Genomic DNA, 26,090 nt, shown 5'->3' with positions numbered 1-26,090 from the left:
CTTTGACCATGGACGCACAAGAGATCATCGCGCGGCTGGATCTGGCGCCGCACCCAGAAGGCGGGCATTTTCGCCAGACCTGGATCGCCGAGAATGCCGGGCGGCCAACTGGGACCTGCATCTATTTCCTGCTGGCCGCCGGAGAACGTAGCCACTGGCACAAGGTGGATGCAACGGAGATCTGGTTGTTTCACGCAGGTGCGCCGCTGGTCCTGTCGATGGCCACCACGGAAACAGGCCCGGCACAGGATCACCTGCTGACCCCGGATCTGGATGTCGGTGCGCCACAGTTGATCGTGCCCGAAGGGCATTGGCAGGCGGCACGCAGCACCGGCGACTGGACGCTGGTCAGTTGCACCGTGTCGCCGGGATTTTCCTTTGACGGGTTTACGCTGGCCCCGCCGGGGTTCGAGATACCGTATTGAGGCTGGGCGCACTGACCGTGCCACCGCCCACCGCCGCCCGCACGCCTGTTGTGCCGGGGCACGAGGTGGGCAAACCGCGCGCCACGCGCACCGCGAGATAGGCAAAGGCCTGCGCCTCGAGCATGTCACCATCAAGGCCCACCGCCTCGACCGGGGCGACGGGGCAATCGAGCGACACGGCCAGCATCTGCATCAGCACCGGATTGTGACGCCCGCCGCCCGTGACCAGAACCCGGGTGGGCGGCGTCGGGCAATGCTGCATCGCCTGCGCCACACCGGCGGCACACATGGCTGTCAGGGTGGCCGCGGCATCGGCATCCCCCAATTCGCGGACAAGCGCCACCATTTCGGCAAAATCGTTTCGGTCCAGCGACTTGGGCGGCATTCTTGAGAAAAATGGCTCGGCCAGGAACAGCTCGAGCGCGCCGGTTTCAACCTGTCCCCTGGCGGCGATGATACCGTCTCGGTCAAAGGGGATGCCCAGCCGTTCCTGCATCAGATCATTGACCGGCGCGTTTGCGGGTCCCGTATCAAAGGCCAAGAGCGCGCCGGGATCCTGCGGTGCATCAAGGCCGGGGTCGACCCATGTCAGGTTGCCGACGCCGCCGAGATTCAGGAACGCAAGCGGCGCGTCGGCACCAATCCACTTGGCGCAGGCAAAGTGAAAGAACGGCGCAAGCGGCGCGCCCTCGCCGCCCAGCTGGACATCGGCGCTGCGGAAATCCCAAACGACGGGCACTCCCAGCCTGTCCGCCAGCGCCGCACCGTCGCCCAGTTGCAAGGTGCCGTGCATGCGCGGTGCGTGGGCGACCGTCTGGCCGTGAAAGCCGACCAGATCGACATCCTTGAAATCGGCCAGGAGGTCGAGATGCGCCTGCATCACCACCTCTGCCGCCGCGGGCAGCGTCGGACCGGACCACTGGCCCAGTGCCGCGCGCAGGACCGATTGCGCGCCCGCGTCATAGGCCAGATAGCCCGCCGGGCCAAAGCCGTGGATCGTCACGCCATCGGTGTCGATCACGGCCGCATCAACCCCATCCAGCGATGTGCCCGACATCGCACCCAATGCCCGGACGACACGGCCTTTTTCGCGGACCTTATCCATGGCCTTTTCCTTTGCCCCAACCCGCCGTATAGACTGCGCGACGCTCGCGCCAAGGACAAGCCAAATGACGTACACGCCCCGATCCGATTTCCTGCACGTAATGCAGAGCCGCGGGTTTCTTGCCGATTGCACTGACATGCAGTCGCTGGACGAGACCCTGCTGACGCCGGGCCAGTCGGCCTATATCGGGTTTGATGCAACGGCCAAGTCGCTGCATGTGGGATCGCTGATCCAGATCATGATGCTGCGCTGGTTCCAGAAGACCGGGCACACCCCCATCACGCTGATGGGCGGGGGCACGACCAAGGTCGGCGATCCGTCGTTTCGTGCCGATGAACGCCCGCTGCTGGATGCGGCGGCGATTGATGCGAATATCGCGGGCATCCGCCAGGTGTTTTCGGCCTATATCGACTATGATGCGGGCGCGCAGATGCTCAACAATGCGGAGTGGCTGGATGGGTTGAACTACCTCGACTTTTTGCGCGACATCGGGCGGCATTTCTCGATCAACCGGATGCTCAGCTTTGAAAGTGTGAAGTCGCGGCTCGACCGCGAGCAGTCGCTGTCATTCCTCGAGTTCAACTATATGATCCTGCAAGCCTATGATTTCATGGAGCTTCATCGTCGCTATGGGTGCATCCTCCAGATGGGTGGATCGGACCAGTGGGGCAATATCGTCAACGGCATCGACCTGACCCGCCGGGTGATCGAGGGCGAGGTTTACGGGCTGACCTCACCGTTGCTGACCACGTCGGATGGCAAGAAGATGGGCAAGTCGCAGTCGGGTGCGGTGTGGCTGAATGCCGAAATGCTGAGCCCTTACGAGTTCTGGCAGTTTTGGCGCAACACGACGGATGCGGATGTGGGTCGGTTCCTGAAGCTTTATACCGAACTGCCGCTGGACGAGTGTGACCGCCTTGGTGCGCTGGAAGGGTCCGAGATCAACGAAGCCAAAGCACGGCTGGCCACGGAGGTCACAACGCTGTTGCACGGTGCGGCGGCGGCAGCGGCTGCGGCGCAGACCGCGCGCGATGTGTTCGAAAAGGGCGGCGTGGGCGATGACCTGCCGACACTGACGCTGACCGCGGACGAGATTGGCGACGGTATGTCCATCGTGCAGCTGATCGTGAAATCGGGGCTGGCCGGGTCCGGCAAGGAGGCCAAGCGCCTGATCGCCGAAGGCGGTGCGCGCTTGAACGACGCGCCTTTGACCGAAGCGGGCACGATGGTCGATGCGTCGATGCTGGGCCAGCCGATAAAGCTGTCGGCGGGCAAGAAGCGGCACGCGCTGGTACAGCTGGGGTAAAGTCTACAGCCGGGCCAGCACGGCACGCGCGGCGCGCAGGCCCGGATCCTCGCCCCCCCGGCCCAACTGGTTCATCGTCAGCTCCATCGCCTCGGCCTGCTGTGACGGGTCAGCCAGCAGGGTCTCGACTGCGGCCACGACGTTGTCGGCGGTGAAATCCTCGGCCAGCACTTCGGGCACGACGCGCGTATCCGTCACGTGATTGATCAGGCTGCCCGTGTCGGTCACGGCCATGCGTTTGATGATCATCCGGCTGAGCCAGTGGAAATCATAGGCGCTGACCATCGGGGTGCCCGCCGCCGCCAGCTCCAGCGACACGGTGCCGGATGTGGCAAGGGCAATGTCAGCCGCCGCAAAGGCGGCGCGTTTTCGCGCCTGCCCCTGTTCCGTGCCCATGTCCGCCTGATCAAGCAGCAGCGGTGCGACAGGCCAGGTCGCCACCTGTGCACGGACCGCATCCGCGACAGAGGGCGCCACGGGCAAGACCATGCGCATCGCGGGACGCGTCGCCGCAATCCGGCCCAGGGCCGCGCCAAAGACGGGGCCCATGCGCGCCACCTCGCCGCGCCGCGATCCGGGCAGGACCAGCACGAGGGGTTTGGCATCGTCCAGCCCGTGGCGGGCGCGAAAATCCGCGATCTCCTGCGCACTGGCGCGGGGCGCGTTGGCCGCCGGGTGGCCAACGAAATCGCAGGCGATGCCCGCGGCCTCCATATAGGGTGGCTCGAACGGGAACAGCGCCAGCACGTGGTCGATCATCTTTGCCATCTTGGCCGCGCGCCCCGGCCGCCACGCCCAGACGGTGGGCGCCACGTAATGCACGGTGCGGACGTCGCTTGCGGCCTTGACCAGCTTGGCCACACGCAGGCTGAAATCCGGGCTATCGATGGTGATCAGGACATCGGGCCGCGTGTCGATCACGGCTTGGGCCGTTTCGCGGATGCGCCGTTTGAGGTGGCGGTATTTCGGCAGAACCTCGGCAATACCCATCACGGACAGTTCGGACATGTCGAACCGGCTGGTCAGCCCCTGCGCCTGCATCAGCGGCCCGCCGATCCCGTCATACCCGACCCCGGGTGCAATCTGGTTCAGCCCGCGCATCAGCGCGCCACCCAGCGCATCGCCGGATGGCTCGCCTGCGACGATGAAGACCTTCAACGCACCCAAAGAAACATGCCCATGGTGTCGAGGATCTGGCGCACCTGCGGCTGGTCCAGCACGATCACACCGCCCGCGGCGATGACAATGCCGTCAAGGCCCGCCTCGGCCGCCTGCATGGCGGTGCGTGGCCCGATGGTGGGCAGGTCGACGCGGCGGTCCTGATCCGGTTTGGGCGCTTTGAACAGCACTCCGCCGCTGCGGTTGGCGCGCGCCTCGGCCCCCGGACCGGACAGCCAGTTGGCGGCAGCATCCAGCGCATCGCCCATGGCATCCATGGCAGCGCCAAGGGGGTCGCCACCACCGAGTGTCGGTGCGGAATAGCCCGGCTGAGCCGCAATCAGATCGGCAAGCATGGCGTCGGTGCCGCGCGCATCCTCGCGCGCGATGACGACGCCGTCGCGCAGGACGCAGGCCTGACCCAGATCCTGCGCCGCCTGCTCTTCCGACACCCGCTCTGCCGCGCCGAGATCCAGATCGGACGGCGCGGTGGCGGCGGTCAGATGGCCCGCTGGCGGCAAAAGATCCGGGGCCAGTTCATGCGCGCCGCGCACGGTCAGCCCGGCCCCTTCGAAAACTGCGATGATGGCGCGCAGAACGCTGTCCTCGCCCGCGCCGCCGACGCCCGCCAATGCGGGCACCAAGGGCATGGTGCGCGCGTCGATCATCCCTGGGTCCACCTGCGGCCGATCCACGGCGCCGCAGAAACACACATCCGTCACCCCGCGCGACAGCAGCGTATCAATAAACGTGCCCAGATGTTCGATCCGAAAGGTGACGTCTACGGGCAGGTGCGCAGGCGCATTGCCCAGCAATGTACAGACCAGGGGCGCGCGCGCTTGCGCTGCCGCAACAGCGGCAGGCAAAGCACCGCGCCCTGCAATCAGCGCCAGCATCACCGCGGCGTCAGGAACGACCGGTCACTGTCGCCCAGCACAAAGGCCACGATCTCGCGAACATAGGCGCTTTCCGTTTCGTTGCCCAGACGTTCGGCCCGGTCGTGGAACGTGCCGTCGCCCTGCGCCAGCATCTGGAACGCAGCGCGCAGCGCAGTGATGTCCGACCGAGCAACCCCGCGCCGTTTCAGCCCGACAAGGTTCAGCCCGTCCAGTTCGCCGCGCGGCGCCTGCACGAGGCCGTAGGGGATCACGTCGTTGGTCACCATGGTGACCGCGCCAATGATCGCGCCGCGCCCGATCCGCACAAATTGGTGAATGCCGGACAGGCCGCCAACGATCACGTCATCCTCGAGTACGCAATGCCCCGCGATGGCCGCAGAGTTCACAACGATCACCCTGTCGCCGATATGCGCGTCATGGGCGATATGGCAACCGGCCATGAACAGTCCGTCGTCGCCTATCCGCGTCACGCCGCCGCCGCCTTCGGTTCCGCCGTTCATGGTGACATGTTCGCGAATGCGGTTACGCTTGCCGATGACCAGCGCGCTGGTCTCGCCCTTGAACTTGAGGTCCTGCGGCACCTCGCCGATCACGGCAAAGGAAAAGATGACCGTGCCCGCGCCCACCTGCGTGTCTCCGGTCACGACCACGTGGCTTTTGAGTTCCACATCCGGGCCGATCTTTACGTCTGCGCCGATCACGCAGAACGGACCGATCCGCGCGCTGGGATCGATCTGTGCGCCGGATTCGATAACGGCAGAGGGGTGTATCAGGTCTGCGCTCATGCTGCTGGCAAATCCATCATTGCGGTAAAGTCCACTTCGCAGGCCATTTCGCCTTCGACTTCGGCGACGCCGTTGAATTTCCAGACCTTGGCACCGGGTTTGCCACGTGTGGTGGTCAGTTTAAGCATCAACACATCGCCCGGCACGACCATGCGGCGGAATTTGCATTTCTCGATGGCCATGAAATAGACCAGCATTTCCTTGTCCGCCATGTCCAGCGCGGTGCCGACCATGACAGCCGCCGTCTGGGCCATCGCCTCGACGATGGTGACGCCCGGCATGATCGGCTTGGATGGAAAATGGCCCTGAAAATGCGGCTCGTTCATGGTCACGTTCTTGATGCCCGTGGCCGACGAATAGCCGTCGATATCAATCACCTTGTCCACAAGCAGGAACGGGTAGCGGTGCGGCAGGATGCGTTGGATCAACCCGATATCGGCGGTCAGGAGGTCATTGGACATGGATCGGGCCTTTGGTTCGTGCGTGTTGTCTTCGTGCCTACCAAGACCGGCAGCGCCCCGCAAGCGGCGCTAGTCCGGGGCGGTCGTCCCGTCGCCCAAGAGCGCGTCGATCCGCGCAATGGCGGCGTCGGTGATGTCGATCACGTTGGCGCTGACAAAGACGCTGCGCCGCTCGAGGATCACGGCGGCCCCCGCTTCGCGCATGATGGCCTCGAGAACAGGTTCGGCACCGATCAGAAAGCGGTCCCGATTGTCCTCCAGCTGGTCTGCGATGGCGCGGCTCTTGGCGTCACGCTCCTGCCGGATCGACTGCACGCGCGCGTCAAACGCATCGGCAAGCGCGCGGAAATCCTCGGGCGGCAGGTCGGCGCGCTGCGCAGTCAACTCCAGCTCCTCGGCTTCGAGCGTTTCTTCGATCCGGCGGTTTTCGTCTGCCAGCGCCGAGGTCTGCGCCTCGATCTCGCGCACCACGCGTTCGCCAAATGCGCTGCCGCGATAGAGGCGTTCGCTGTCGATGGTCAGAATGGGGCTGCGCAGATCCTGTGCCATGGCCAAGCCTGCCAGCAGCAGACCCAGCGCGACACAGGCAAGGCGCAGCACCCCGACCATGGCCTCAGAACGTCGTGGAAATCGTGAGGTCGAACTTCTGCTCTTGGTCAAAGTCCTCTTTCTTCAGCGCGTTGCTGAAGTTCAGACGCAGCGGACCCACGATCGTGTCCCAGAAGATCGAGAACCCGATCACGTGGCGGAAAGACCCGCCCTCGCCCACGACGGAGCCGCCAGCGAGGTTCACGTCATCCAGATCCCACAGGTTGCCAACGTCATAGAAAACGCCGCCGCGAATCCCCAATTCCTCTGGCAGGCCCAGCGGGAATTCCGCCTCGAACCGTGCCGCAAGGTAGAGGTTACCGCCCAAGGGGTCGGACTCGCCGCTGGCGGACAGGTCGCGGGGGCCAATCCCGCCCGGATCAAAGCCGCGCAGGATGCGGGGGCCAACGGTAAAGCGGTCGACCGACCGGCTTGTCCCGCCTGTGAATGCCAGAATACCGCCCTCGAGGGACGCGCGCAGCGTGACCTCTTCGTTGAAGGCCAAGCGCTGTGCCACGATTTTGCCGGTGGTGCGGATGAATTCCTGATCGCCGCCGATGCCGCCAAAATCCTGTCCAAATTCCAGAAGATAGCCTGCATTGGGGTTCAGACCCGTGGTGCGCGAATCGTAGGAATAGGTATAGCCGATGGAGGACGACACCAGTTCGCCTGCATTGATCTCGTTCTGAACCACGTTGCCGTGCACGATTGGATCGCGCGCAAGCATCTGGTTTTCCAGATAGGTATAGCGCAGGGCCAACCGACCGTTTTCACTGACCGGGAAGGTGAGGCTGGGCTGAAAGCGCAGCGACTCCGTGTCGTAGTTGGTAAAACTCGAGTCACTTTCAGAATAAAGCAGGTTGAGCCCAAAGGCGACATCACGGCCGAGGAAACCCGGCTCGATAAAGTTGATGCCGTATTGCTCGGCTTCTTCCGCCGAAGAGAAGCTGAAGCCCAGGGTCTGCCCCCGCCCGAGGAAGTTGCGCTCGGTAAAGCTGATGGCGAGGCCGAAACCATCCTCAGCCGAGAACGAACCACCGAAATTGAGGGCGCCTGTCGGCTTTTCCTCGACATCGACGTCAACGATGACCTGGTCGGGCCGCGACCCTTCGCGCGCGTTCACTTCGGCCGTGCCAAAGAAGTTCAGCGCCCGGATGCGTTCGGCAGAATTGCGGATCTCGCGCGGATTGAACGGGTCGCCCTCGGCGATCCCGAACTGACGGCGAATGACGCGGTCGAGCGTGGTTGTGTTGCCCTCGATATCGATGCGTTCGACAAACACCCGTGGTCCTCGGCTGAGCACCAGTTCAACATCCAATGTCAGGTCGCGGTCGTTGCGGATCACCCGCGGTTCGACCCGCAGGAAATCAACACCGTCGCGCACGGCCTGTGCCTCCATCCGGGCGATTTCCGATTCCACCAGTGTGGGCGAATAGACGACACCGGGCCGGACCTTGACGAGGGCTTGATAAACGTCCGCGTCCACCTCGGTCATTTCGCTGACGACAGTGATATCACCGAATTTGAACTGCTGGCCCTCTTGCACGTTGAAGACAAGAAAGAACCCGTCACGCTCTTCGGTCAGTTCGGCATTGCTGGACAGGGTACGGAAGTCGATATAGCCGCGCGAGCTGTAGAAATCCGACAGCACCTGCCGGTCAAAGGCAATGCGGTCTTCGATCAGCGTGTCCTTTTTGATCACGGCACGGAACAGACCCGCCTGCTTGGTTTCCAGGACCCGGCGCAGCCTGCGGTCGGAATAGACGCGGTTGCCGACAAAGCTGATCCGCTCGATCTCGACCACGTCCCCTTCGAAGATTTCGAACACCAGGTCCACACGGTTGTCAGACCGACGGATGATGCGCGGTGTCACACGGGCGGCGATCCGGCCCGCATTGGTATAGGATTCGGCGATGTTGCTGGCGTCGCGTTCAGCCGTCGCCGGGTTGAACACGCGGCGTTCCTGACTCTGGATCACGGCGGCAAGCGCTTCATCATCAATCCGGCGGTTGCCCTCGAAAGACACGCGGTTGATGGTCGGAAACTCAACAACGGTGATGCGCAGCGTGCTGCCCTGCGGTTCAACCGATACCGTTTCGAACAGCCCACTTGTTTGCAGGTTTTGCAACGCGTCGTTGACCTGTCCGGCTGTCACCGTCTGACCGGGGGCGATTCCTGCCCGCGTCAGGATGGCTGCGTCACCGACACGGGTGTTGCCATCCACGACAATGCGGCTGAATTGAAAATTCTGCGCCCAAGACGGGGCCGTCTGGCCCACCCAAGCCACTGAAATCAGTGCCACAATAATTAATGCTCGAAGAGCGCCCCGCTGGCATGACAGTGCCAGCGCGCAAGCGCCCGATTTCCCCAGTCCCATGGTTTTGCCCCACGTGTTCAGACATCCAGTACAGATGTGAGTAACGGGATTGGGAGGGGTTGTCAAAAGCAAGAAAGGCCCGCGAAAGCCGCGGGCCGTCATGGCCGTCCCGAAGGGTGTTTGCGATCTAGAGGCTGCCGATCCAAGCACCCGCCGCCAAGGCGGTCGCAATCATGCCCGCGTGCAACACGCGGTCCCAATTCAACATCATCAGCAGGCTCAGGCCCCGGTATCCGCTTTGGATCGTCTGCATCGTTCCATCCTTTGTGTTGGGATATCGGATACGAGGCAAATTGGGCGTGAACTGGGGCCAATTGTGGCAAATTCGAGGCAGATGGCGATTTGGGCGCTTTTAGGGGCAGAAGATATCGTTGCCGAGCGCAAAGACCATGAGCGACAGCACCAGCGCCAGCCCCACGGCCATCAGGATGCGCAGCGCCCCGTCGCTGGGCGGTTTGCCGGCAACGGCCTCGTAGGCATAGAAAACAAGGTGCCCACCATCCAGCGCGGGGATCGGAAACAGGTTCAGGAGGCCCACGGCGGTCGACAGTACGGCGATGAACCAGATAAAGCTCTGCACGCCCTGGCTGGCCATCGTGCCCGATACTTGCGCGATGCCAATGGGTCCGGACAGGTTACAGGTGCTGATGGCGCCCGTGATCATATGGCCCAGGCCCGAGATCGATCCCGAGATGATGCGCCAGGTCTGCGCCACACCGCCCGAGATGGCCGCGCCGACGCCGGGTGCTTCGGTTGCGGGCTCGAACGCGTTGCCGCTGGCGATCCCGATGCGCCACTGGGTGGCAAAACCGCCGTCGGGCTGCGGTTCGTCCACCCGTTTCGGCGTGAGCACTTTTTCGCTCAAGGCACCATCGCGCCATACGGTCAGCGCGAGGCTGCGGCCATCGGAGCCTTCGACGGCGTCCTTGATCTGGCCAAAGGAGAAGATCGGCGCGCCGTCGATGGCGACGATCACGTCGCCACGTTCCAGATCGGCGGCGACAGCAGCGCTTTGCGGGCTGACGCCGTTGACCAGCGCGGGCCGCAGATAGGGCCCCTGCACCACTGCCCGCTCTCCGTCCCGCTCGATCGTGTAATCAAGCGTCGGCTGCTTGGGCAGCGTGTTCATAAAGGTCGCATAGGCCGCGTCATTGATGCTGGGCACCGGCGCGCCGTTGATTTCCAGCACCACGTCGCCGGTTTGCAATTCCTGCACCTCTGCGGGCAGCGGGCGCAACTCGCCCACGGTGAGCGGGTCGCGGATCACGCCATTGGCATAGCCCACGATGCCAAACACGATGATCGACAGGGCAAAGTTGAACACCGGCCCCGCCAGCACCGTGGCCGCGCGCGCCCAAAGCGGCGCTCCGTGCATCGTGGCGCGCAGGGCGACGGGATCGGCGGCGGCTTCGGCCATCGCGTCCTCGTCCTTGCCCGAGGCGGCATTGGCGTCACCGGCAAACTTCACATAGCCGCCGAAAGGCAGGGCCGCGATCTGCCAACGGGTGCCCCGCTTGTCCATCCGGCTCCAGATCACCGGGCCAAACCCGATAGAGAACACATCCGCCTGAATGCCCGACCAGCGGCCCACGATATAGTGGCCGTATTCATGGATCGCGACGATGATGCTGAGCGCCACGACAAAGAAAAAGATGGTCCAGGCAAAGCCGCCAAAGGCGGGGATCAGGGCCGAAATATCCAAGGGGTCTATCCTGTTATTGCTCGATCACGCGGCGTGCGGCTTGTCGTGCCATTTGGTCCGCATGGGCGACGTTATCAAGTGTCATTGGGGCATCAATATGGCTGGGATCGATGGAATCGAGCACCTCTTCGACGATTTCCGCCATGCGGAGAAATCCGATCTGGCCGGCGATGAACCCGTCCAGCGCCGTTTCCTTGGCCGCGTTGAACACGGCACCCGCCAGTCCGCGCCGCTCCATCACCTCGCGGGCCAGACGCAGGGCGGGCCAGCGCACCTCGTCCGGGGCGCGAAAAGTCAGCGCGCCGATTTGCGCCAGATCCAGCCGTTCGACAGGCAACGCGCGACGGTCGGGCCAGTGCAGCGCATAGCCGATGGCGTGGCGCATGTCCGGCGGGCCCACATGGGCCATCAAGGCCCCGTCGCGAAACCCCACCAGCGCGTGGATCATGGATTCGGGGTGCACCAACACTTCGATCTGATCGGGCCGAACGCCGAAATATTCCCGCGTTTCAATCAGTTCCAGTGCCTTGTTGAACATGGACGCGCTGTCGATCGTGATGCGTTGGCCCATGTCCCAGTTCGGGTGCGACGACGCCTGATCCAGCGTGGCCTGCGCCAGTTTTTCCAGCGGCCAGTCGCGGAAAGCCCCGCCGCTGGCGGTGATGACAATCCGTTCGACGGCGTCCATATCTTCGCCCACGAGCGCCTGGAATACGGCGGAATGTTCGCTGTCCACCGGCAAGAGACGCGCGTTGTGCGCTTGCGCGGTCGACAGGATCAACTGCCCGGCGCAGACCAGCGATTCCTTGTTGGCAAGCGCAAGTGTCGCGCCCTGTTCCAGCGCACAAAGGCCGGGGGCGAGGCCCGCCGCACCCACGATCGCCGACATGACCCAATCCGCCGGGCGGCACCCGGCCTCGGTCAGGGCGGTTTGCCCTGCTGCGGCCGCGACCCCGCTACCCGCCAGCGCGTCGCGGAGGGCGTCCAGCCGGGTTTCATCGGCGGTGACGGCCACGTCGGCGCGCAGGCGGATCGCATCCGCCGCGAGCTGTGCGATATTCGCGGCCCCCGTCAGGGCAACCACGTCATAGGCATCCGGGTCGCGCGCAATCAGGTCGATGGTGTTCTGCCCAATCGACCCCGTCGCCCCAAAGATCGACACGCGGCGTGTCACAGCACACCTCCGGGAAAACCTGCGACCTGCCCCAGCATCAGCAGGAACACGGACGCGCCCAGCATGCCGTCAAACCGGTCCAGCACGCCGCCATGGCCGGGGATCAGGGACGAGCTGTCCTTGACCCCCATGCGGCGTTTCATGGCGCTTTCGCCGATATCGCCCATCTGGCTGGCCATGGACAGGGCGACCGACACGCCAATGAGTTGCAGCGTCGCCTCGGTGTTGATGGCAAAGACCGCACCTACGACCCCTGCCCCGATCCAGCCTGCAACGGTGCCGGACCATGTCTTCTTGGGGCTGACCCGTGGCCAGAATTTCGGCCCCCCGATGGCGCGCCCCGCGAAATAGCCGACCACATCGGTTACCACGACCACCATCACCAGCCAGACCATCCAGCCAAAGCCCAGATCGTCGCGCACCTGCATCATGCCGAACCCGGCCATCAGGACCAGCACGGTAAAGATCATGTAGGTCGACCGGTTCTGGCGCAGCTGCCCCAATCCGACCATGCAGGGCGCCAGCAGGATCGGCAGGGCAAACCCGATGGGCAGGTAGATCGCCAACAGCACCGCGGCACCGGACACCGCCCCCAGTTGCAGCGCGAGGCTGGGTTGCGTTGGCGACACCATACGCACCAGTTCCCAGACCATCAGCCCGCAGATGGCCGCCACCAGCACATGAAACACGTCGCCGCCCATCCAGATACCCCAGACGCCCACCAGCACCATCAACAGGCCCGAGCCCATGCGCGTTGCCAGATCCGACCACTTTTCCGTCATGTCTTGACCCCGCCGAACCTGCGGTCGCGTCCGCCGTAGCCGGCGCAAAGCCCGGTGAATTCCTCGCGGCTGAAATCAGGCCAGAGCGTGTCGATGAATTCGTATTCCGCATAGGCCGATTGCCACAGCAGGAAATTGGAAATCCGCGCCTCTCCGCTGGTGCGGATCACGAGGTCAGGATCAGGTAAAACATAAGTGTCCAAATACTTTGGCAGCGTTTCTTCATCCACATCATCGGGATGCAGTTTGCCATCCGCCACGTCTTGCGCAAGCCGTTTGGTGGCGCGCGCCACCTCGTCGCGCCCCCCATAGTTCAGCGCGATGGTCAGGTTCACAGAGGTGTTTTGCGATGTCAGCACTTCCAGCTCGTCCATCAGCGCAATCAGCTTGGCATCGAGCCGCACCCGGTCGCCGATGAACCGCACCCGCGCGCCGAATTCGTTCAAGGCGCGCGTTTCCTTGGAAATGTAGCGGCGAAACAGGCTCATGAGCCCTGCAACCTCGACCTGTGTGCGTTTCCAGTTCTCGGTCGAGAAGGCAAAGATCGTCAGATATTCGACCCCGATATCCGGGCAGGTTTCAACAATCTCGCGCACGCGGCGAGCACCGGCATGGTGGCCAAACAGGCGCGGGCGGCCCCGTTGCGTGGCCCAGCGGCCATTCCCATCCATGATGATGGCAACGTGGCGCGGGCCTGTATGTGCGGGGTCTGAGATGTTGTGTTCCTTGGATGCGTCTTGGTGTGTGCCGCCATGCGGGTCTAGGCGTCAGTAATCTGTTCGGAGCTCCGGCCCTTTAATCCGTCCTGGGCTCTGCCCTTTGGTCCATCCGGGGCTCCGGCCCTTTGGTCCATCCGGGGCTCCGCCCTTTGGTCCGTTCAGGGCTCCGGCCCTTTGGTCCATCCGGGGCTCCGGCCCTTTGGTCCATCCGGGGCTCCGCCCTTTGAAGGGCCGAAAAGGTCCCCCGGACCTTTTCAAAGATGGCCCTTCAAACCTGCATGATCTCTGCCTGCTTGGTCTCAAGTGCGGCGTCCACGGCCTTGATGTACTTGTCCGTCATCTCCTGCACCTCTTCCTGCCACAGCTTTTCGTCGTCTTCGGACATGCCGTCGGCCTTGGCCTTCTTGATCTGGTCCATGCCGTCGCGGCGCAGGTTGCGGATGCTGACGCGGGCGTTCTCGGCATAGCTGCCCGCGACCTTGCCCAGCTCGCGGCGGCGTTCCTCGTTCAGCTCGGGGATCGGCAGCATGATGATCGTGCCGTTAAGCTGCGGATTGATCCCCAGACCACTTTCGCGGATCGCCTTTTCGACCTTGTTCACAAGTCCCTTGTCCCAGACATTCACCGTCACCATCCGCGGCTCTGGCACGTTCACCGTGCCCACCTGGTTGATCGGCGTCATGGAGCCATAGGCATCGACCATCACCGGCTCCAGCATGGAGGCCGAGGCCCGGCCCGTGCGCAGCGAGGCAAATTCTGTTTTGAGGTTGGCCATGGCACCGTCCATCCGGCGCTCAAGGTCATCAGTGTCGAGCATGAAGTCGTCAGACATCGCATTCCCCCGTGTTTTTCTTTTGGCCCTATGGGCGCTTACAATGGATATAGATCAAGCCATGTGCAGATGGCCAGCATCAGTTGTGCACCTAGCCCTGAACCCGCGTGAACGTGCCCTGCCCATCGAGGATCGCCTTGAACCCGCCTGGCGTGTCCAGCGGAAAGACGATCAGCGGCAGGTTGTTGTCACGCGCCAGCGCGATGGCAGAGGCGTCCATGACCCCCAACCGCTTGGCCAGCACCTCGTCATAGGTCACCACGTCATAGCGTTTGGCGTCCACATGCTTGGCCGGATCCTTGTCATAGACCCCGTCGACACCGTTCTTGCCCATGAAGATCGCCTCGCAGGACATCTCGTTGGCGCGCAGCGTGGCGGCGGTGTCGGTCGTGAAATACGGATTGCCCGTCCCGGCGGCAAAGATGCAGACCCGCTTTTTCTCGAGGTGGCGCACGGCGCGGCGGCGGATATAGGGCTCGGCCACTTCGTTCATGGTGATCGCGCTGATCACCCGCGTGAACACGCCCAGCCCCTCAAGTGCCGATTGCATGGCCAGCGCATTCATCACCGTGGCAAGCATGCCCATATAGTCGGCGGTGGTCCGCTCCATCCCCTGGGCTGACCCTTGCAGGCCGCGGAACACATTGCCGCCCCCGATCACCATGCAGATTTCGACGCCCAGATCGTGCACCGCCTTCACTTCGCCCGCGATCCGTTCCACCGTTGGCGGATGCAACCCGTACCCCTGATCGCCCATCAGCGCCTCTCCCGAGATTTTCAACATCACCCGTTTGAAGGTGGTTTTTGTGTCGCTCTCGGTCATGGCGTGTCCCCGCTCTTTGAATTTGCGCGCAACCTGTCCTAAAAGCGGACGGTTTTCAATGGATCACAGCACATGATGCGCGACCTGATAAAGAGGGTGCCAGCCGACTTGCCCGTGTTGATCGCGGGGCCGACCGCGTCGGGTAAATCCGCGCTGGCCCTCGCATTGGCGCAAGCGCAAGGTGGGCAGATCGTGAATGCGGATGCCAGCCAGGTCTATGACTGCTGGCGCGTGCTGACCGCGCGCCCCTCGGCAGAGGAAGAAGCGCAGGCAAAGCACGCATTATACGGCCATCTGCCTTATGACGCGCCCTATTCAACGGGCCATTGGCTGCGCGAGGTGACGCCGCTCCTGTCCGGTCCACGCCCGATCATCGTGGGGGGAACGGGCCTCTATTTCTCGGCGCTGACGCAAGGGCTGGCGGATATACCTGCCACACCGCCCGAGGTCCGGGCGGAGGCGGACGCCCTGTCGCTGACGCAGATGCGTGGGGATCTGGACGACGCGACAGCGCAGCGAATCGATCTGGCGAACCGGGCGCGCGTGCAGCGCGCCTGGGAGGTGCAGCGTGCAACCGGCAGACCCCTGGCCCATTGGCAGGACGACACCGCGCCCCCGATCCTGGCCCCCGGCAGCTTTACCGGCATCGTGCTCGACAGCCCCAAGGAGTGGCTGACCCCACGGATCGAACACAGGTTCGACCTGATGCTGCGCGGCGGGGCGCTGGACGAGGCGCGCGCCATGCAGGACCGTTTTGATCCCGTCCTGCCCGCGTGCCGTGCCATTGGAGTGACCGAGGCCATGGGCGTGCTGTCCGGCACGCTGAGCCATGACGACGCCGTCGCATCCGCAACCATCGCCACCCGCCAATATGCCAAGCGCCAGCGCACCTGGTTCCGCGCCCGCATGCCCGACTGGCGCCGCATCGCGTCACAGGACCTGGCGAGCGGTTGACATTTTTTGCTTCTTTGGCACGGATTTATATGCCAATGATGCGCAAAATTTACAGTTTCGAACAAATCGCGTTTCACCATGGCTTTGCCCCCCGTCCTGATCCAGACCATCGCCCAACTGACCGGCGGGCAGGACTGGCGCCTTGCCCTTGCCCATGATCGCCCTGAACATCTGCTGATCTGGGTCACGCGGGGACAGGGGCGGATGTTGCTCAATGGGACGCGGCGCGGCGTGGGTACGCACAACGCGCTGTCGATCCCGCCGCGCACGCTGTTCTCGCTCGAATTGGGACGGCAGAGCATGGGGCTCGTGGCGGTGATCCCGGATGGCACGGACGTGCGCCTGCCCGATGCGCCGCGCCAGCTGCGGATGCGGGACGTGACGGCAATTACGGAACTCACCGGCCTCTTGGAAACCGCGCAACGCGAGGCGACAAGCGACCGCGCGCTGGCACAGGATGCGCTCGACGCGCATGTGATGCTGATGTCGGTCTGGCTGCGCCGCCAGATCGCGGAGACGGACAACCTGCCCGTGCCGATGAACGCAGCCGCACGGCTGAGTGCCGCGTTTTGCCAACGTGTGGTCGATCATCATGCGCAAAGCCTGACGATGGCAGACCATGCCGAAGCCTTGGGCGTGACACCCACCCACCTGACCCGGGCCGTCAAATCCGCGACGGGCCGCACGGCGGCTGATCTGCTGACCGAACGGATCCTTTATGCCGCGCGCATTGCCCTGACCGAAACAGATGTCGCAATACAGGACATTGCACGCCACCTGGGCTTTGGTTCCGCCGCTTATTTCACGCGGTTCATGCAGCAACACACCGCCCAGACTCCCACGACCTTGCGCAAACGCGCGCGCAGCTGACGCATCGGGGCGCGGCAACGGGGATTCTCCGGTCGCAACGACACATGTCGCAAATGAAATAGCCATATGTCGCAAACGGACCCCGATTTCCCGACGCGCCCCGTTGACGTGGCACATGATCTGTTGCCTCATGGATGCAGGGAACAAAAATACCGCAGACCGAACCGCGCATGGGGCAACCATGGCCGCAGTCCAGGTCACAGCGGACAGATGCGCACACCGGGGAGCAAACGTGCACGCGCCACACTGACCACATACTTACCACGTCCGGGCACCGGACCGCTTGCGAGGCGCGATCAACGACGCCCGCGTCAAAAATCACCGGCAGCCTGGACTGCCTCAAGCCACCCAACAGGGGCGACATATGGGACTTTTCATCCTCAGACGACTGGGCGTGATGCTGCTGACGGCGCTGTGCCTGACGTTTATCGTGTTCTTTCTGACCAATCTTTATCCGAACCTCGAAAAACTGGCCAAGACCCAGGGCAACTTCCGCATGTCGGACGAGGCCGTGGCAAGCTGGCTGGGGGATCGCGGCTATATCGACAACACCTTTGTCAAATATGGCCGCTGGCTGGGCGTGGCGCCGGGTTGGGTCACCGAAAAGGAAGACGGCACCGTGACGGGGCAGTGTTTCGACGAAGACATGCCGGTCGAGGAGCGCCCGACATTCTGCGGTGTCATTCAGGGCGACTGGGGCTTTTCGCTGGTGTTCAAGGACGAGGTGGGCAGCCTTGTCGCCACGCGGCTTGCGGCGACGGGCAAGCTGATGGGGTTCGTGCTGTTGGTGATGGTGCCCATGTCGCTGCTTGTCGGGGTGCTTGCGGGCATGCGCGAGGGGTCCGGGCTTGACCGGTCGCTCTCGACCTTTTCGATCGCCACGACGGCGACGCCGGAATATGTGTCGGGCGTGATCTTCATCGCGGTGTTTGCGTCATCGGCCTTTGGGCTCAAATGGTTCAAGGGATCGGCCACGCAGGCCATCGAAAACGCGACTTTTGAGAACTTCACCCTGCCGGTCATCACCATCGCCCTTTACGGCATGGGCTATATCGCGCGCATGACGCGGGCCTCGATGACCGAGGTGATGACGGCGCAGTATATCCGTACCGCGCGGCTCAAGGGGGTGAGTTTCGGCAATATCGTGTTGAAACACGCTCTGCGCAACGCGCTGATCGCGCCCTTTACCGTGATCATGTTGCAGATCCCGTGGTTGCTGAACGGGGTCGTGATTGTCGAGACGCTCTTTAACTACAAGGGCTTTGGCTGGCTGCTGGTGCAGGCGGCGGGCAACAACGACATCGAACTCTTGCTGGCCGTGTCCGTGGTGTCGGTTGTGGTGGTTCTCATCACGCAGCTGATCTCGGACATCGGCTATGTTTTCCTCAACCCGCGCATCCGCATTTCATAAGGAGGGCTGATCATGGAACCTTTGACATGGACCGGCCCTATCGGGCAATTTCTCGACCCCGTCCTCTATGTGCTGGCGGCGATCTTTGCGGTGGCGCTGGTGGCGCAGATCGTGCTGGGCGTGGCCACGGGCGGCGCACGGGTGACCACCAATCCCGACGGCACGCTGAGTTCGGCGGGCGGACCCTATGATCTGGCCGCGACCGCGACCCGCTGGGTCGGCGTGGGGCTGGTGGGGGTTGTCCTGCTTTATATCCTCGCGGGCGTGTTCGGCGGGCCGGGCATGGCGGGCATCATCGGCGGCATGAGCCAGCAGCTGATCCCGGTCTGGGTGGCCCTTGTGCTCACCTACGTCCTGTCGATCCGCTACAAGCGCAAGCTGGGCCTCTACGGCAAGCTCTTTGACTCCACCGTGGGCATGATCGGTTTCGCGCTGGTGATGTTCTGGGTCTATGCCGGTGTCATGGCGGGTCTGTTTGACTGGATCACCACCCATGAAAGCCTGAGCCAGGTGTCCGGCATGAAGAACAAGGTGCCCGGCACGCCCCTGCGCGGCGCCGAGGAGGGCGAATACGCCTGGTACCTGCTGGGCGGCGACAACCTGGCGCGCGACGTGTTCAGCCGTCTGTTCAAGGGCGCCTGGGTCGTGGTGCAGATCGCACCACTTGCGACGCTCTTTGCCTTTATGGTGGGCATCACGCTTGGCCTGCCCGCGGGCTATTACGGCGGACGTCTGGACACGGTGCTGTCCTTTCTGGCCAACCTCATCCTCGCCTTCCCGGTGATCCTGCTGTTCTACCTGCTGGTCACGCCCGAGATCGTGGCGACGGGCATTCCGAACTACATGGCGACGGTCCTGTTCATCTTTCCGTTGATCTTTGTCGCGGTGCTGCTGAACTCTCGCTATTACACACAGCCGTCGTTCCGGACGCCGCTGTTGATTGTGGTGCTGGGGGTGCTTGGGTGGATCTACCTGTCGCTGATCTCGGATGGCGGGAGCAAGGTGGCTGTGCTGCCCGAGTTCCTCGACCTCTTTGACATCGATCCCGGCATCCTCGTGGTGTTCGTGTCGGTTGTCTTCGTGAACGCGCCCACCGTGTTCCGGATTGTCCGGGGCCTCGCGCTGGATATCAAGACGCGGGACTATGTGGCCGCCGCTCAGACGCGTGGCGAGGGTCCGTGGTACATCATGCTGTGGGAGATCCTGCCCAACGCGCGTGGCCCGCTGATCGTCGATTTCTGTCTGCGCATCGGCTATACCACGATCCTTTTGGGCACGCTGGGCTTCTTTGGCCTGGGTCTGGAAAGCGAGAGCCCGGATTGGGGCACCACCATCAATGCCGGACGGCGCCTGTTGTCGGTCTATCCGCACGCGGCCATTGCGCCGGCGCTGTCGCTGCTGACGCTGGTGCTGGGTCTGAACCTGCTGGCCGATGGTCTGCGTGAAGAGAGCCTTAAGGATTGAGTTGAAACCGAGGGACTGGGGCTCTGCCCCAGACCCCGGGATATTTTTAGCCAAGAGAAGCATGCAGCACATGCCCCCTTGGCGGGGAGAGGAAAACATGGCGAAACTGGATTATGACGGTCCGATCCTCGAGATCGACAAGCTGAGCATTTCGTTCTTTACGCGGTTGCGGGAAATCCCTGCGGTGATGGATTTTTCGGTCACGGTGCAACCAGGAGAGGCTGTCGGGCTGGTTGGGGAATCGGGGTGCGGCAAGTCAACGGTGGCCCTCGGCGTCATGCAGGATCTGGGCAAGAACGGCCGCATCGTAGGCGGATCGATCAAGTTCAAGGGCCGGGATTTGCAGGAGATGAGCGCCGAAGAGCTGCGCGACATCCGCGGATCCGAGATCGCCATGATCTATCAGGAGCCGATGGCATCCCTGAACCCGGCGATGAAGATCGGCAAGCAGTTGATGGAAGTGCCGATGATCCACCAGGGCATGAGCGAGAAGGACGCTTATGACCGCGCTTTGCAGGTGGTGACGGATGTGAAGCTGCCCGATCCCAAGCGGATGCTGAATTCGTTCCCGCACCAGCTCTCTGGTGGGCAGCAACAGCGGATCGTCATCGCCATGGCGCTGATGTCTGAGCCGTCCCTGTTGATCCTGGACGAGCCGACCACGGCGCTGGATGTGACGGTCGAGGCGGCAGTGGTCGAACTGGTCAAGGATCTGGGCAAGAAATACGGCACCTCCATGCTGTTCATCAGCCACAACCTCGGGCTGGTTCTCGAGACCTGCGACCGTATCTGCGTGATGTATTCCGGCGAGGCCGTGGAACGCGGCAGCATCGAACAGGTGTTTGACGAGATGCAGCACCCCTATACGCAGGCGCTTTTCCGGTCGATCCCCCTGCCCGGTGCCGACAAGAACTCGCGCCCCCTCGTGGCCATTCCGGGCAACTTTCCCCTGCCCCATGAACGCCCGCCCGGCTGTAATTTCGGGCCGCGCTGCGACTATTTCGAAGAGGGTCTGTGCAACGAGAACAAGGCGATCCCGATGTTCCCGGCCAATGAAGATGCCAGCCACGAAACGCGCTGTCTGAAGTTCAAGGAGATTGACTGGGACGCGCCGCTGGAACTGGCCGAGGTCAAGCAGAAGGGCGAGATCGGCGATGTTGTTCTGAAGATGGACAACCTCAAGAAGTACTACGAGGTGGCGGCGTCCGCGCTGTTCTCCTCCGGTGAAAAGAAGGTCGTGAAGGCCAACGAGACATTGAGTTTCGAGGCGCGCGAGAGCGAGACACTGGCCATCGTGGGCGAATCCGGTTGCGGCAAGTCGACCTTTGCCAAGGTCCTCATGGGGCTGGAGACAGCGACCGAGGGGACGATCACGCTGGGCAACAAGGCCATTCAGGACATCCCCATCGAAGAGCGCGACACCCAGACCGTGGCGGATGTGCAGATGGTGTTCCAGAACCCGTTCGACACGCTGAACCCGTCGATGACGGTGGGGCGTCAGATCATCCGGGCGCTGGAAATCTTCAAGGTGGGCAAGAACGAGGGCGAGCGGCACCAGCGGATGCTGGAACTGCTGGATCTCGTGAAACTGCCCCGCGCCTTTGCCGACCGGATGCCGCGACAGCTGTCGGGCGGACAGAAACAGCGTGTGGGCATCGCCCGCGCCTTTGCGGGCGATGCAAAGATCGTTGTGGCGGACGAACCCGTCTCGGCGCTGGACGTGTCGGTGCAGGCGGCGGTCACGGATCTGTTGATGGAGATCCAGCGCGAGCACAAGACGACGCTTTTGTTCATCAGCCATGACCTCAGCATCGTGCGCTATCTGAGCGACCGGGTGATGGTGATGTATCTGGGCCATGTGGTCGAACTGGGCACCACCGACCAGGTGTTCTCGCCGCCCTACCACCCCTATACCGAGGCGTTGCTGAGTGCGGTGCCCATCGCCGATACCTCGGTCGAAAAGCAGCACATCGTGCTCGAAGGCGACATCCCGTCGGCGATGAACCCGCCGCCCGGCTGTCCGTTCCAGACGCGCTGCCGCTGGAAATCGGAGGTGCCGGGTGGTCTATGTGAAAAGGAAGTGCCGCCCGTGCGCCACTTGGCCGAGGGCCATCAGGTCAAATGCCACCTGGCCGATGACATTCTTGCGCGGATGGAGCCTGTGATCAAAATTGCGGCTGAGTAGCGACCGCGCCGTTCACCACATCCTTGGCCGACGTATAGGTGCCGACATAGTCCCAAAAGGCCGGGATCGCGATGAATTCGATCACATAGCGGCCGTCCACATGGTTGGCGGCCAGCACGCCGATGCCGTAGGCGGCCCAGAACTGAACCGCGCGCTTGGTCGCGCGGCTCATGATCACGCTCCATAGGAAACCGAAGGGCGCAATCGCGCAGGCGGCCATATAGGCGGCCAGTTCATAATCGGCCAGCGCCAGCCCGTAGATCATCGACCAGTCGAGCGTCATCAGGAACAAGAGCCCGATGTTCTGGGCAAACAACGTGCCCGCCACCGCACCGGCAATGCCGCCTGCGGCCAGCATATCAAGGTGGAACCGGCGGCGCTTGGGGTCGCTCTGGATCAGTTTTGCGGTTTTTTGCGGGATCGCCACGTCTTCGGCATTGCGCGGCGCGCCGCTGTTGATGCGCGACAGGCGCTCTTCGAATGTGGATTGACCCGGTTTCATGATGTGCCCCTTTCGCGCAGTACCGGGACACGACATGCGGGAAAGAGATGGCACGTTTATGGCGAAATATGTGCGATGACGGGGCGAAAGTTCTAAGGCGGGGTCAAGGCCGGCTTAGCTGCCCCAGATGATCTTGACGTAGTTGCGCGTTTCCTTGAACGGCGGCACGCCGTTGTATTTCTTGACCGCGCCGGGGCCCGCATTGTACGCGGCCAGCGCCAGACGCCAGCTGCCAAAGGTGCGGTATTGCTGCTTGAGGTACTTGGCGCCACCATCGAGGTTCTCGGCCGGATCCTTGCGGTCCACACCCAGCGACCGCGCCGTGGCGGGCATCAGCTGCGCCAGACCATAGGCGCCCTTGTGCGACCGCGCCTTGGCGTTCCACCCGCTTTCCTGTTGCACCAGCCGCAGGAACAGATCCTCGGGCACGCCGTGCTTGCGCGCCGCATCACGCGCCAGCGCCAGATATGGCCCTTTGTACTTGCCTTTGAACTTGGGGCTTTGGGTGTCCCACTTGGTCGGTGTCACCACCTTGGGGGGCTGCAGGCGCACGGAACTGGAATACTGTTTCGATGCCCGCGTATCGAGGATTTTGGTCTGTGATTTGAAAAGGTTGGACCGGTTGCGGCTGGACACGCTTTGCGCCCATCCGGCCTCTGCCACCAGTGCAAGAATCACGGCCCCCGCCCAGATTGCCCGCATTTGTACCACACCCCAGTTCATGACCCCGCGGGCCGTTGGCGCACAATATACGGTTTTTTCGCGCGCGCGCCAGTCTCTAGGTTTAAGCCCGCGTTAACCACGTGTAGGCTAGGGAAACGCAAATTTCACCCGTGGAATCGCGGGCACCAAACAGGGGAATGCTATGGCAGGGTCGGTGAACAAGGTCATTTTGATCGGCAATCTGGGGCGCGACCCCGAAGTGCGGACGTTCCAGAACGGCGGCAAGGTGTGCAACCTGCGCATCGCGACCTCCGAGACGTGGAAAGACCGCAACACGGGCGAACGCAAGGAACGCACCGAATGGCATTCGGTGGCGATCTTCTCCGAACCGCTCGCGCGCGTGGCAGAGCAATATCTGCGCAAGGGCTCCAAGGTCTATATCGAGGGCCAGCTTGAAACACGCAAATGGCAGGACCAGTCGGGCCAGGACCGCTATTCGACCGAGGTCGTGCTGCGTCCCTACTCCTCGACCCTGACCATGCTGGATGGCCGTGGCGAAGGCGGCGGCGGCGGTGGCGGCAGCTTTGGCGGCGGCGGCGGCGGCAACCAGATGGGTTATGACGACCGCGACGGCGGCTATGGCGGTGGCGGCGGCGGCGGTGGGCAACCCAGCCCGGCCCCCTCGCGCGATCTGGACGACGAAATCCCGTTCTGATGCCGGACGTGCCCGTCCGTCCCCTGACCGTGGACGATACGGACACGGCGCTGGCGCTTTACAACGAACTGACCTTCGGGCCGACCACACAGGACGGCGCGGCCTTTGCGGCCGTGCTGTCGCATCCGGGCACGACCGTCTTTGGCGCGCTGGCCTGCGGGGATGTGCGCGCCATGGTCACCCTGCATCTGATGCCCAACGTCACCTGGGGCGCGCGGCCCTATGGGCTGATCGAAAATGTGGTGACCCAAGGCCCGTGGCAGGGGCGCGGTCTGGGCAGGGCCGTGCTGACCCACGCGGTCCATGCCGCTTGGGCGCAGAACGCCTACAAGGTCATGCTGATGACCGGCACCAGACGCGGCGCCAAAGGGTTCTATGAAAGCGTGGGCTTTTCGTCCGAGGACAAGCACGCCATGGTGATCCGCCACCCCTGAAGGGTCAGGCCAGCGCATCCCCAAGCACCGACAGCACCACGTCGCGCGGCACGTCCGAAGTGACAAAGGCATCGCCAATCCCGCGCGCAAGGACGAAGTTCAGCGTGCCCGCGATCACCTTCTTGTCCTGCCCCATCAGATCCAGCATGGCGCTGGCATCCGGCAGGTCGCCGGGAATGTCCGACACATCCGTCTTCATCCCCATCGCCTTGAGATGCGCGCGCACGCGGCTGGGGTCTTCCTGACTGCACAGGCCCAGACGCGCGGACAGCTCAAAGGCCAGCCCGCAGCCGATCGCCACGCCCTCGCCATGCAGCAGCCGGTCGGAATAGCCCGTCGCCGCCTCAAGCGCGTGACAGAACGTGTGGCCCAGATTGAGCAGCGCGCGGTCGCCCTGCTCTGTCTCGTCGCGGGTCACGATCTCGGCCTTCATCTCGACCGACCGCCGCACCGCAGCCACCCGCAGGCCCATGTCGCCCGCGGCCATCGCAGGCGCATTGGTTTCCAGCCAGCCAAAGAACGCCGCATCACCCAACAGCCCGTATTTCATCACCTCGCCATAGCCTGCGAGGAAATCCCGCTCGGACAGCGACGCCAGCACATCCGTGTCGGCCAGAACGAGGCTGGGCTGATGGAACGCACCGGCCAGGTTCTTGCCCTGGCCTGTGTTGATCCCGGTCTTGCCGCCCACCGAACTGTCGACCTGCGCGAGCAGCGACGTGGGCACCTGCACAAAACGCACGCCGCGCCGCATGATCGCGCAGGCAAAGCCCACCAGATCGCCGATCACGCCGCCGCCAAGGGCCACCACCACGTCGCGGCGTTCGACCTTCTGCTCCAGCAACCACTCGGTCACCTGCCCCAGATGCGCCCAGCTCTTGGTGGCCTCTCCGGGCGGCAGTTCCAGCACAACCGTGTCGATCCCCGCCTGCCCCAGCCCGTCCTGCAACGCCGCCAGATGCAGCGCCGCCACGCGGGTTTCGGTGACCACAGCCACACGCGGGCGCGGCAGCAGCGGCGACACCAGCGCACCGGCCTCGGCCAACAGGCCCGGTCCGATCAGCACGTCATAGGCCCGGTCGCCCAGTGGCACATGCACCGTCTCACGCATCCCGCATCTCCAATACATCCGCACGGTCCCGCAACAGCGTCGCGATGACCCGGTCCACCATCTGTTCAATGCTCAGGTTCGGTTCTGAGGCGACTTCAACATCCGCCATCGCATAAAGCGGCACACGGGCGGCATAGATCTCCTGCAAGGTCGCGCGCGGATCGGCCGTGCGCAGCAAAGGACGCGTGTCCTTGTGGCGCACACGCTGCCACAAAAGGTCCAGATCCGCATTCAGCCACACGGACACCCCCCGCGCCGTGATGTTCTCACGGTTCTCCTGCGCCAGAAACGCACCGCCCCCCGTCGACAGGATGCCGCGCGCCTCATCCAGCAACCGCGAGATCACCTGCGTCTCCTTCGCGCGAAAGAACGACTCTCCGTCGCGTTCAAAGATTTCCGGCACGGTCATGTTGGCCGCGCTTTCGATTTCCGCATCGCTGTCAAGGAACGGCACGTCCAGCCGCTGCGCCAGCGCGCGGCCCACGGCCGTCTTGCCCGCGCCCATCATCCCCACCATCACAACCGTCTTTTTCAGTCGATATGTGGCCGTCTGGACCTGATATTGCTGATTTTCGCTCATTGCGCTGTCAATGACGTGATTTTATCAAAAAGGCCATATATGCTTTGGGCAAAACAAGAAATTCA

At 63.4% G+C, this 26,090-nt stretch carries 27 protein-coding genes; 9 read left to right on the top strand and 18 right to left on the bottom strand.

All coding sequences use genetic code 11. From position 1 onward, the window contains the following. The first annotated feature begins 8 nt into the window (after positions 1 to 8). Positions 9 to 425, top strand: a complete 417-nt coding sequence (locus Q0949_RS16190) for a cupin domain-containing protein (RefSeq protein WP_299374563.1) — start codon at positions 9 to 11, stop codon at positions 423 to 425. Here the strand turns inward: Q0949_RS16190 and Q0949_RS16185 are convergent. Continuing rightward, positions 388 to 1,530 carry an anhydro-N-acetylmuramic acid kinase gene (locus Q0949_RS16185; protein WP_299374560.1) on the bottom strand — a complete coding sequence of 381 codons (1,143 nt, stop codon included), beginning with the start codon at positions 1,528 to 1,530 and terminating at the stop codon, positions 388 to 390. The two genes, Q0949_RS16190 and Q0949_RS16185, sit on opposite strands and share 38 nt — an antisense overlap. Before the next feature lie 64 nt (positions 1,531 to 1,594). On the opposite strand from Q0949_RS16185, the gene tyrS reads away from it, so the two are divergent. Continuing rightward, positions 1,595 to 2,836, top strand: a complete 1,242-nt coding sequence (gene tyrS, locus Q0949_RS16180; RefSeq protein WP_299374557.1) for a tyrosine--tRNA ligase — start codon at positions 1,595 to 1,597, stop codon at positions 2,834 to 2,836. Positions 2,837 to 2,839: 3 nt separating this feature from the next. On the opposite strand, the gene lpxB is transcribed toward tyrS, so the two are convergent. The 13 genes from lpxB to pyrH all read right to left on the bottom strand — a co-directional run bounded on the left by lpxB (position 2,840) and on the right by pyrH (position 15,136). Next, positions 2,840 to 3,994 carry a lipid-A-disaccharide synthase gene (lpxB, locus tag Q0949_RS16175; protein ID WP_299374863.1) on the bottom strand — a complete coding sequence of 385 codons (1,155 nt, stop codon included), beginning with the start codon at positions 3,992 to 3,994 and terminating at the stop codon, positions 2,840 to 2,842. Beyond that, on the bottom strand, positions 3,991 to 4,890 hold the full coding sequence (lpxI, locus tag Q0949_RS16170; RefSeq protein WP_299374554.1) for a UDP-2,3-diacylglucosamine diphosphatase LpxI: 900 nt from the start codon (positions 4,888 to 4,890) through the stop codon (positions 3,991 to 3,993). Before lpxI ends, lpxB begins: the two co-directional genes overlap by 4 nt. Further along, positions 4,890 to 5,678, bottom strand: a complete 789-nt coding sequence (lpxA, locus tag Q0949_RS16165; RefSeq protein ID WP_299374551.1) for an acyl-ACP--UDP-N-acetylglucosamine O-acyltransferase — start codon at positions 5,676 to 5,678, stop codon at positions 4,890 to 4,892. Before lpxA ends, lpxI begins: the two co-directional genes overlap by 1 nt. Then, positions 5,675 to 6,139 carry a 3-hydroxyacyl-ACP dehydratase FabZ gene (gene fabZ, locus Q0949_RS16160; protein WP_299374548.1) on the bottom strand — a complete coding sequence of 155 codons (465 nt, stop codon included), beginning with the start codon at positions 6,137 to 6,139 and terminating at the stop codon, positions 5,675 to 5,677. Before fabZ ends, lpxA begins: the two co-directional genes overlap by 4 nt. Positions 6,140 to 6,208: 69 nt before the next feature. Then, complete coding sequence (locus Q0949_RS16155) at positions 6,209 to 6,748, bottom strand: OmpH family outer membrane protein (protein WP_299374545.1); 540 nt, start codon at positions 6,746 to 6,748, stop codon at positions 6,209 to 6,211. A 4-nt stretch (positions 6,749 to 6,752) separates the two neighbouring features. Continuing rightward, positions 6,753 to 9,023, bottom strand: coding sequence for an outer membrane protein assembly factor BamA (gene bamA / locus Q0949_RS16150; protein ID WP_299374860.1), 2,271 nt, complete (start codon positions 9,021 to 9,023; stop codon positions 6,753 to 6,755). A 208-nt stretch (positions 9,024 to 9,231) separates the two neighbouring features. Further along, positions 9,232 to 9,357: a hypothetical protein gene (locus tag Q0949_RS16145; RefSeq protein WP_299374542.1), complete on the bottom strand. Its 126-nt coding sequence runs from the start codon at positions 9,355 to 9,357 to the stop codon at positions 9,232 to 9,234. 99 nt (positions 9,358 to 9,456) lie between these two features. After that, entirely contained in the window at positions 9,457 to 10,806 is a 1,350-nt protein-coding gene (rseP, locus tag Q0949_RS16140; RefSeq protein ID WP_299374539.1) for an RIP metalloprotease RseP, read from the bottom strand. A 13-nt stretch (positions 10,807 to 10,819) separates the two neighbouring features. Continuing rightward, a complete protein-coding gene (gene dxr / locus Q0949_RS16135; protein WP_299374536.1) occupies positions 10,820 to 11,980 on the bottom strand; it encodes a 1-deoxy-D-xylulose-5-phosphate reductoisomerase in 1,161 nt (386 codons plus the stop codon). Continuing rightward, on the bottom strand, positions 11,977 to 12,762 hold the full coding sequence (locus tag Q0949_RS16130; protein ID WP_299374533.1) for a phosphatidate cytidylyltransferase: 786 nt from the start codon (positions 12,760 to 12,762) through the stop codon (positions 11,977 to 11,979). The genes dxr and Q0949_RS16130 overlap by 4 nt, the downstream gene beginning before the upstream one ends. After that, a complete protein-coding gene (gene uppS, locus Q0949_RS16125) occupies positions 12,759 to 13,433 on the bottom strand; it encodes a polyprenyl diphosphate synthase (protein ID WP_299374530.1) in 675 nt (224 codons plus the stop codon). The genes Q0949_RS16130 and uppS overlap by 4 nt, the downstream gene beginning before the upstream one ends. Positions 13,434 to 13,749: 316 nt before the next feature. Next, on the bottom strand, positions 13,750 to 14,313 hold the full coding sequence (gene frr / locus Q0949_RS16120; RefSeq protein WP_299374528.1) for a ribosome recycling factor: 564 nt from the start codon (positions 14,311 to 14,313) through the stop codon (positions 13,750 to 13,752). 91 nt (positions 14,314 to 14,404) lie between these two features. Then, positions 14,405 to 15,136 carry a UMP kinase gene (gene pyrH, locus Q0949_RS16115; protein WP_299374525.1) on the bottom strand — a complete coding sequence of 244 codons (732 nt, stop codon included), beginning with the start codon at positions 15,134 to 15,136 and terminating at the stop codon, positions 14,405 to 14,407. A 75-nt stretch (positions 15,137 to 15,211) separates the two neighbouring features. On the opposite strand from pyrH, the gene miaA reads away from it, so the two are divergent. The 5 genes from miaA (at position 15,212) to Q0949_RS16090 (ending at position 22,020) form a co-directional block, all read left to right on the top strand. Beyond that, entirely contained in the window at positions 15,212 to 16,090 is an 879-nt protein-coding gene (gene miaA / locus Q0949_RS16110; RefSeq protein ID WP_299374857.1) for a tRNA (adenosine(37)-N6)-dimethylallyltransferase MiaA, read from the top strand. 78 nt (positions 16,091 to 16,168) lie between these two features. Then, positions 16,169 to 16,960 (top strand): AraC family transcriptional regulator, encoded by a 792-nt coding sequence (locus Q0949_RS16105; protein ID WP_299374522.1) that lies wholly within the window; start codon positions 16,169 to 16,171, stop codon positions 16,958 to 16,960. 364 nt (positions 16,961 to 17,324) lie between these two features. After that, positions 17,325 to 18,371, top strand: a complete 1,047-nt coding sequence (locus Q0949_RS16100; protein WP_299374519.1) for an ABC transporter permease — start codon at positions 17,325 to 17,327, stop codon at positions 18,369 to 18,371. A 12-nt stretch (positions 18,372 to 18,383) separates the two neighbouring features. Continuing rightward, positions 18,384 to 19,835, top strand: a complete 1,452-nt coding sequence (locus Q0949_RS16095; RefSeq protein WP_299374516.1) for an ABC transporter permease — start codon at positions 18,384 to 18,386, stop codon at positions 19,833 to 19,835. Between the two features lie 97 nt (positions 19,836 to 19,932). Continuing rightward, complete coding sequence (locus tag Q0949_RS16090) at positions 19,933 to 22,020, top strand: ABC transporter ATP-binding protein (protein ID WP_299374513.1); 2,088 nt, start codon at positions 19,933 to 19,935, stop codon at positions 22,018 to 22,020. Here Q0949_RS16090 and Q0949_RS16085 read toward each other — a convergent pair. Together Q0949_RS16085 and Q0949_RS16080 are read right to left on the bottom strand one after the other, a co-directional pair. Then, positions 22,001 to 22,522, bottom strand: coding sequence for a hypothetical protein (locus Q0949_RS16085; RefSeq protein WP_299374510.1), 522 nt, complete (start codon positions 22,520 to 22,522; stop codon positions 22,001 to 22,003). The two genes, Q0949_RS16090 and Q0949_RS16085, sit on opposite strands and share 20 nt — an antisense overlap. Before the next feature lie 114 nt (positions 22,523 to 22,636). Continuing rightward, positions 22,637 to 23,224 (bottom strand): lytic transglycosylase domain-containing protein, encoded by a 588-nt coding sequence (locus Q0949_RS16080; RefSeq protein ID WP_299374854.1) that lies wholly within the window; start codon positions 23,222 to 23,224, stop codon positions 22,637 to 22,639. 163 nt (positions 23,225 to 23,387) lie between these two features. Here Q0949_RS16080 and ssb point away from each other — a divergent pair, with 163 nt between their 5' ends. Beyond that, positions 23,388 to 23,900: a single-stranded DNA-binding protein gene (gene ssb / locus Q0949_RS16075; RefSeq protein WP_299374508.1), complete on the top strand. Its 513-nt coding sequence runs from the start codon at positions 23,388 to 23,390 to the stop codon at positions 23,898 to 23,900. An 8-nt stretch (positions 23,901 to 23,908) separates the two neighbouring features. Next, positions 23,909 to 24,334 (top strand): GNAT family N-acetyltransferase, encoded by a 426-nt coding sequence (locus tag Q0949_RS16070; protein WP_299374505.1) that lies wholly within the window; start codon positions 23,909 to 23,911, stop codon positions 24,332 to 24,334. 4 nt (positions 24,335 to 24,338) lie between these two features. Here the strand turns inward: Q0949_RS16070 and aroB are convergent, their stop codons facing one another. Continuing rightward, positions 24,339 to 25,445, bottom strand: a complete 1,107-nt coding sequence (gene aroB / locus Q0949_RS16065) for a 3-dehydroquinate synthase (RefSeq protein ID WP_299374502.1) — start codon at positions 25,443 to 25,445, stop codon at positions 24,339 to 24,341. Further along, positions 25,438 to 26,025: a shikimate kinase gene (locus tag Q0949_RS16060; protein ID WP_299374499.1), complete on the bottom strand. Its 588-nt coding sequence runs from the start codon at positions 26,023 to 26,025 to the stop codon at positions 25,438 to 25,440. The genes aroB and Q0949_RS16060 overlap by 8 nt, the downstream gene beginning before the upstream one ends. Positions 26,026 to 26,090 lie beyond the last annotated feature (65 nt).

This window comes from uncultured Tateyamaria sp., assembly GCF_947487805.1.
Taxonomy (GTDB): Bacteria; Pseudomonadota; Alphaproteobacteria; order Rhodobacterales; family Rhodobacteraceae; genus Tateyamaria.
Note: the sequence above shows the minus strand (reverse complement) of the source record. Positions and strands in the feature narration are given on the sequence as shown.

Coding starts and splice junctions, on each gene's coding strand:
- pyrH (WP_299374525.1), bottom strand. CDS start 15,136: ATGACCGAGAGCGACACAAAAACCACCTTCAAACGGGTGATGTTGAAA.
- frr (WP_299374528.1), bottom strand. CDS start 14,313: ATGTCTGACGACTTCATGCTCGACACTGATGACCTTGAGCGCCGGATG.
- miaA (WP_299374857.1), top strand. CDS start 15,212: ATGCGCGACCTGATAAAGAGGGTGCCAGCCGACTTGCCCGTGTTGATC.
- Q0949_RS16060 (WP_299374499.1), bottom strand. CDS start 26,025: ATGAGCGAAAATCAGCAATATCAGGTCCAGACGGCCACATATCGACTG.
- uppS (WP_299374530.1), bottom strand. CDS start 13,433: ATGGATGGGAATGGCCGCTGGGCCACGCAACGGGGCCGCCCGCGCCTG.
- Q0949_RS16080 (WP_299374854.1), bottom strand. CDS start 23,224: ATGCGGGCAATCTGGGCGGGGGCCGTGATTCTTGCACTGGTGGCAGAG.
- Q0949_RS16090 (WP_299374513.1), top strand. CDS start 19,933: ATGGCGAAACTGGATTATGACGGTCCGATCCTCGAGATCGACAAGCTG.
- Q0949_RS16145 (WP_299374542.1), bottom strand. CDS start 9,357: ATGCAGACGATCCAAAGCGGATACCGGGGCCTGAGCCTGCTGATGATG.
- Q0949_RS16155 (WP_299374545.1), bottom strand. CDS start 6,748: ATGGTCGGGGTGCTGCGCCTTGCCTGTGTCGCGCTGGGTCTGCTGCTG.
- Q0949_RS16105 (WP_299374522.1), top strand. CDS start 16,169: ATGGCTTTGCCCCCCGTCCTGATCCAGACCATCGCCCAACTGACCGGC.
- Q0949_RS16085 (WP_299374510.1), bottom strand. CDS start 22,522: ATGAAACCGGGTCAATCCACATTCGAAGAGCGCCTGTCGCGCATCAAC.
- Q0949_RS16095 (WP_299374516.1), top strand. CDS start 18,384: ATGGAACCTTTGACATGGACCGGCCCTATCGGGCAATTTCTCGACCCC.
- Q0949_RS16100 (WP_299374519.1), top strand. CDS start 17,325: ATGGGACTTTTCATCCTCAGACGACTGGGCGTGATGCTGCTGACGGCG.
- Q0949_RS16130 (WP_299374533.1), bottom strand. CDS start 12,762: ATGACGGAAAAGTGGTCGGATCTGGCAACGCGCATGGGCTCGGGCCTG.
- aroB (WP_299374502.1), bottom strand. CDS start 25,445: ATGCGTGAGACGGTGCATGTGCCACTGGGCGACCGGGCCTATGACGTG.
- ssb (WP_299374508.1), top strand. CDS start 23,388: ATGGCAGGGTCGGTGAACAAGGTCATTTTGATCGGCAATCTGGGGCGC.
- lpxI (WP_299374554.1), bottom strand. CDS start 4,890: ATGCTGGCGCTGATTGCAGGGCGCGGTGCTTTGCCTGCCGCTGTTGCG.
- fabZ (WP_299374548.1), bottom strand. CDS start 6,139: ATGTCCAATGACCTCCTGACCGCCGATATCGGGTTGATCCAACGCATC.
- tyrS (WP_299374557.1), top strand. CDS start 1,595: ATGACGTACACGCCCCGATCCGATTTCCTGCACGTAATGCAGAGCCGC.
- Q0949_RS16185 (WP_299374560.1), bottom strand. CDS start 1,530: ATGGATAAGGTCCGCGAAAAAGGCCGTGTCGTCCGGGCATTGGGTGCG.
- lpxA (WP_299374551.1), bottom strand. CDS start 5,678: ATGAGCGCAGACCTGATACACCCCTCTGCCGTTATCGAATCCGGCGCA.
- Q0949_RS16190 (WP_299374563.1), top strand. CDS start 9: ATGGACGCACAAGAGATCATCGCGCGGCTGGATCTGGCGCCGCACCCA.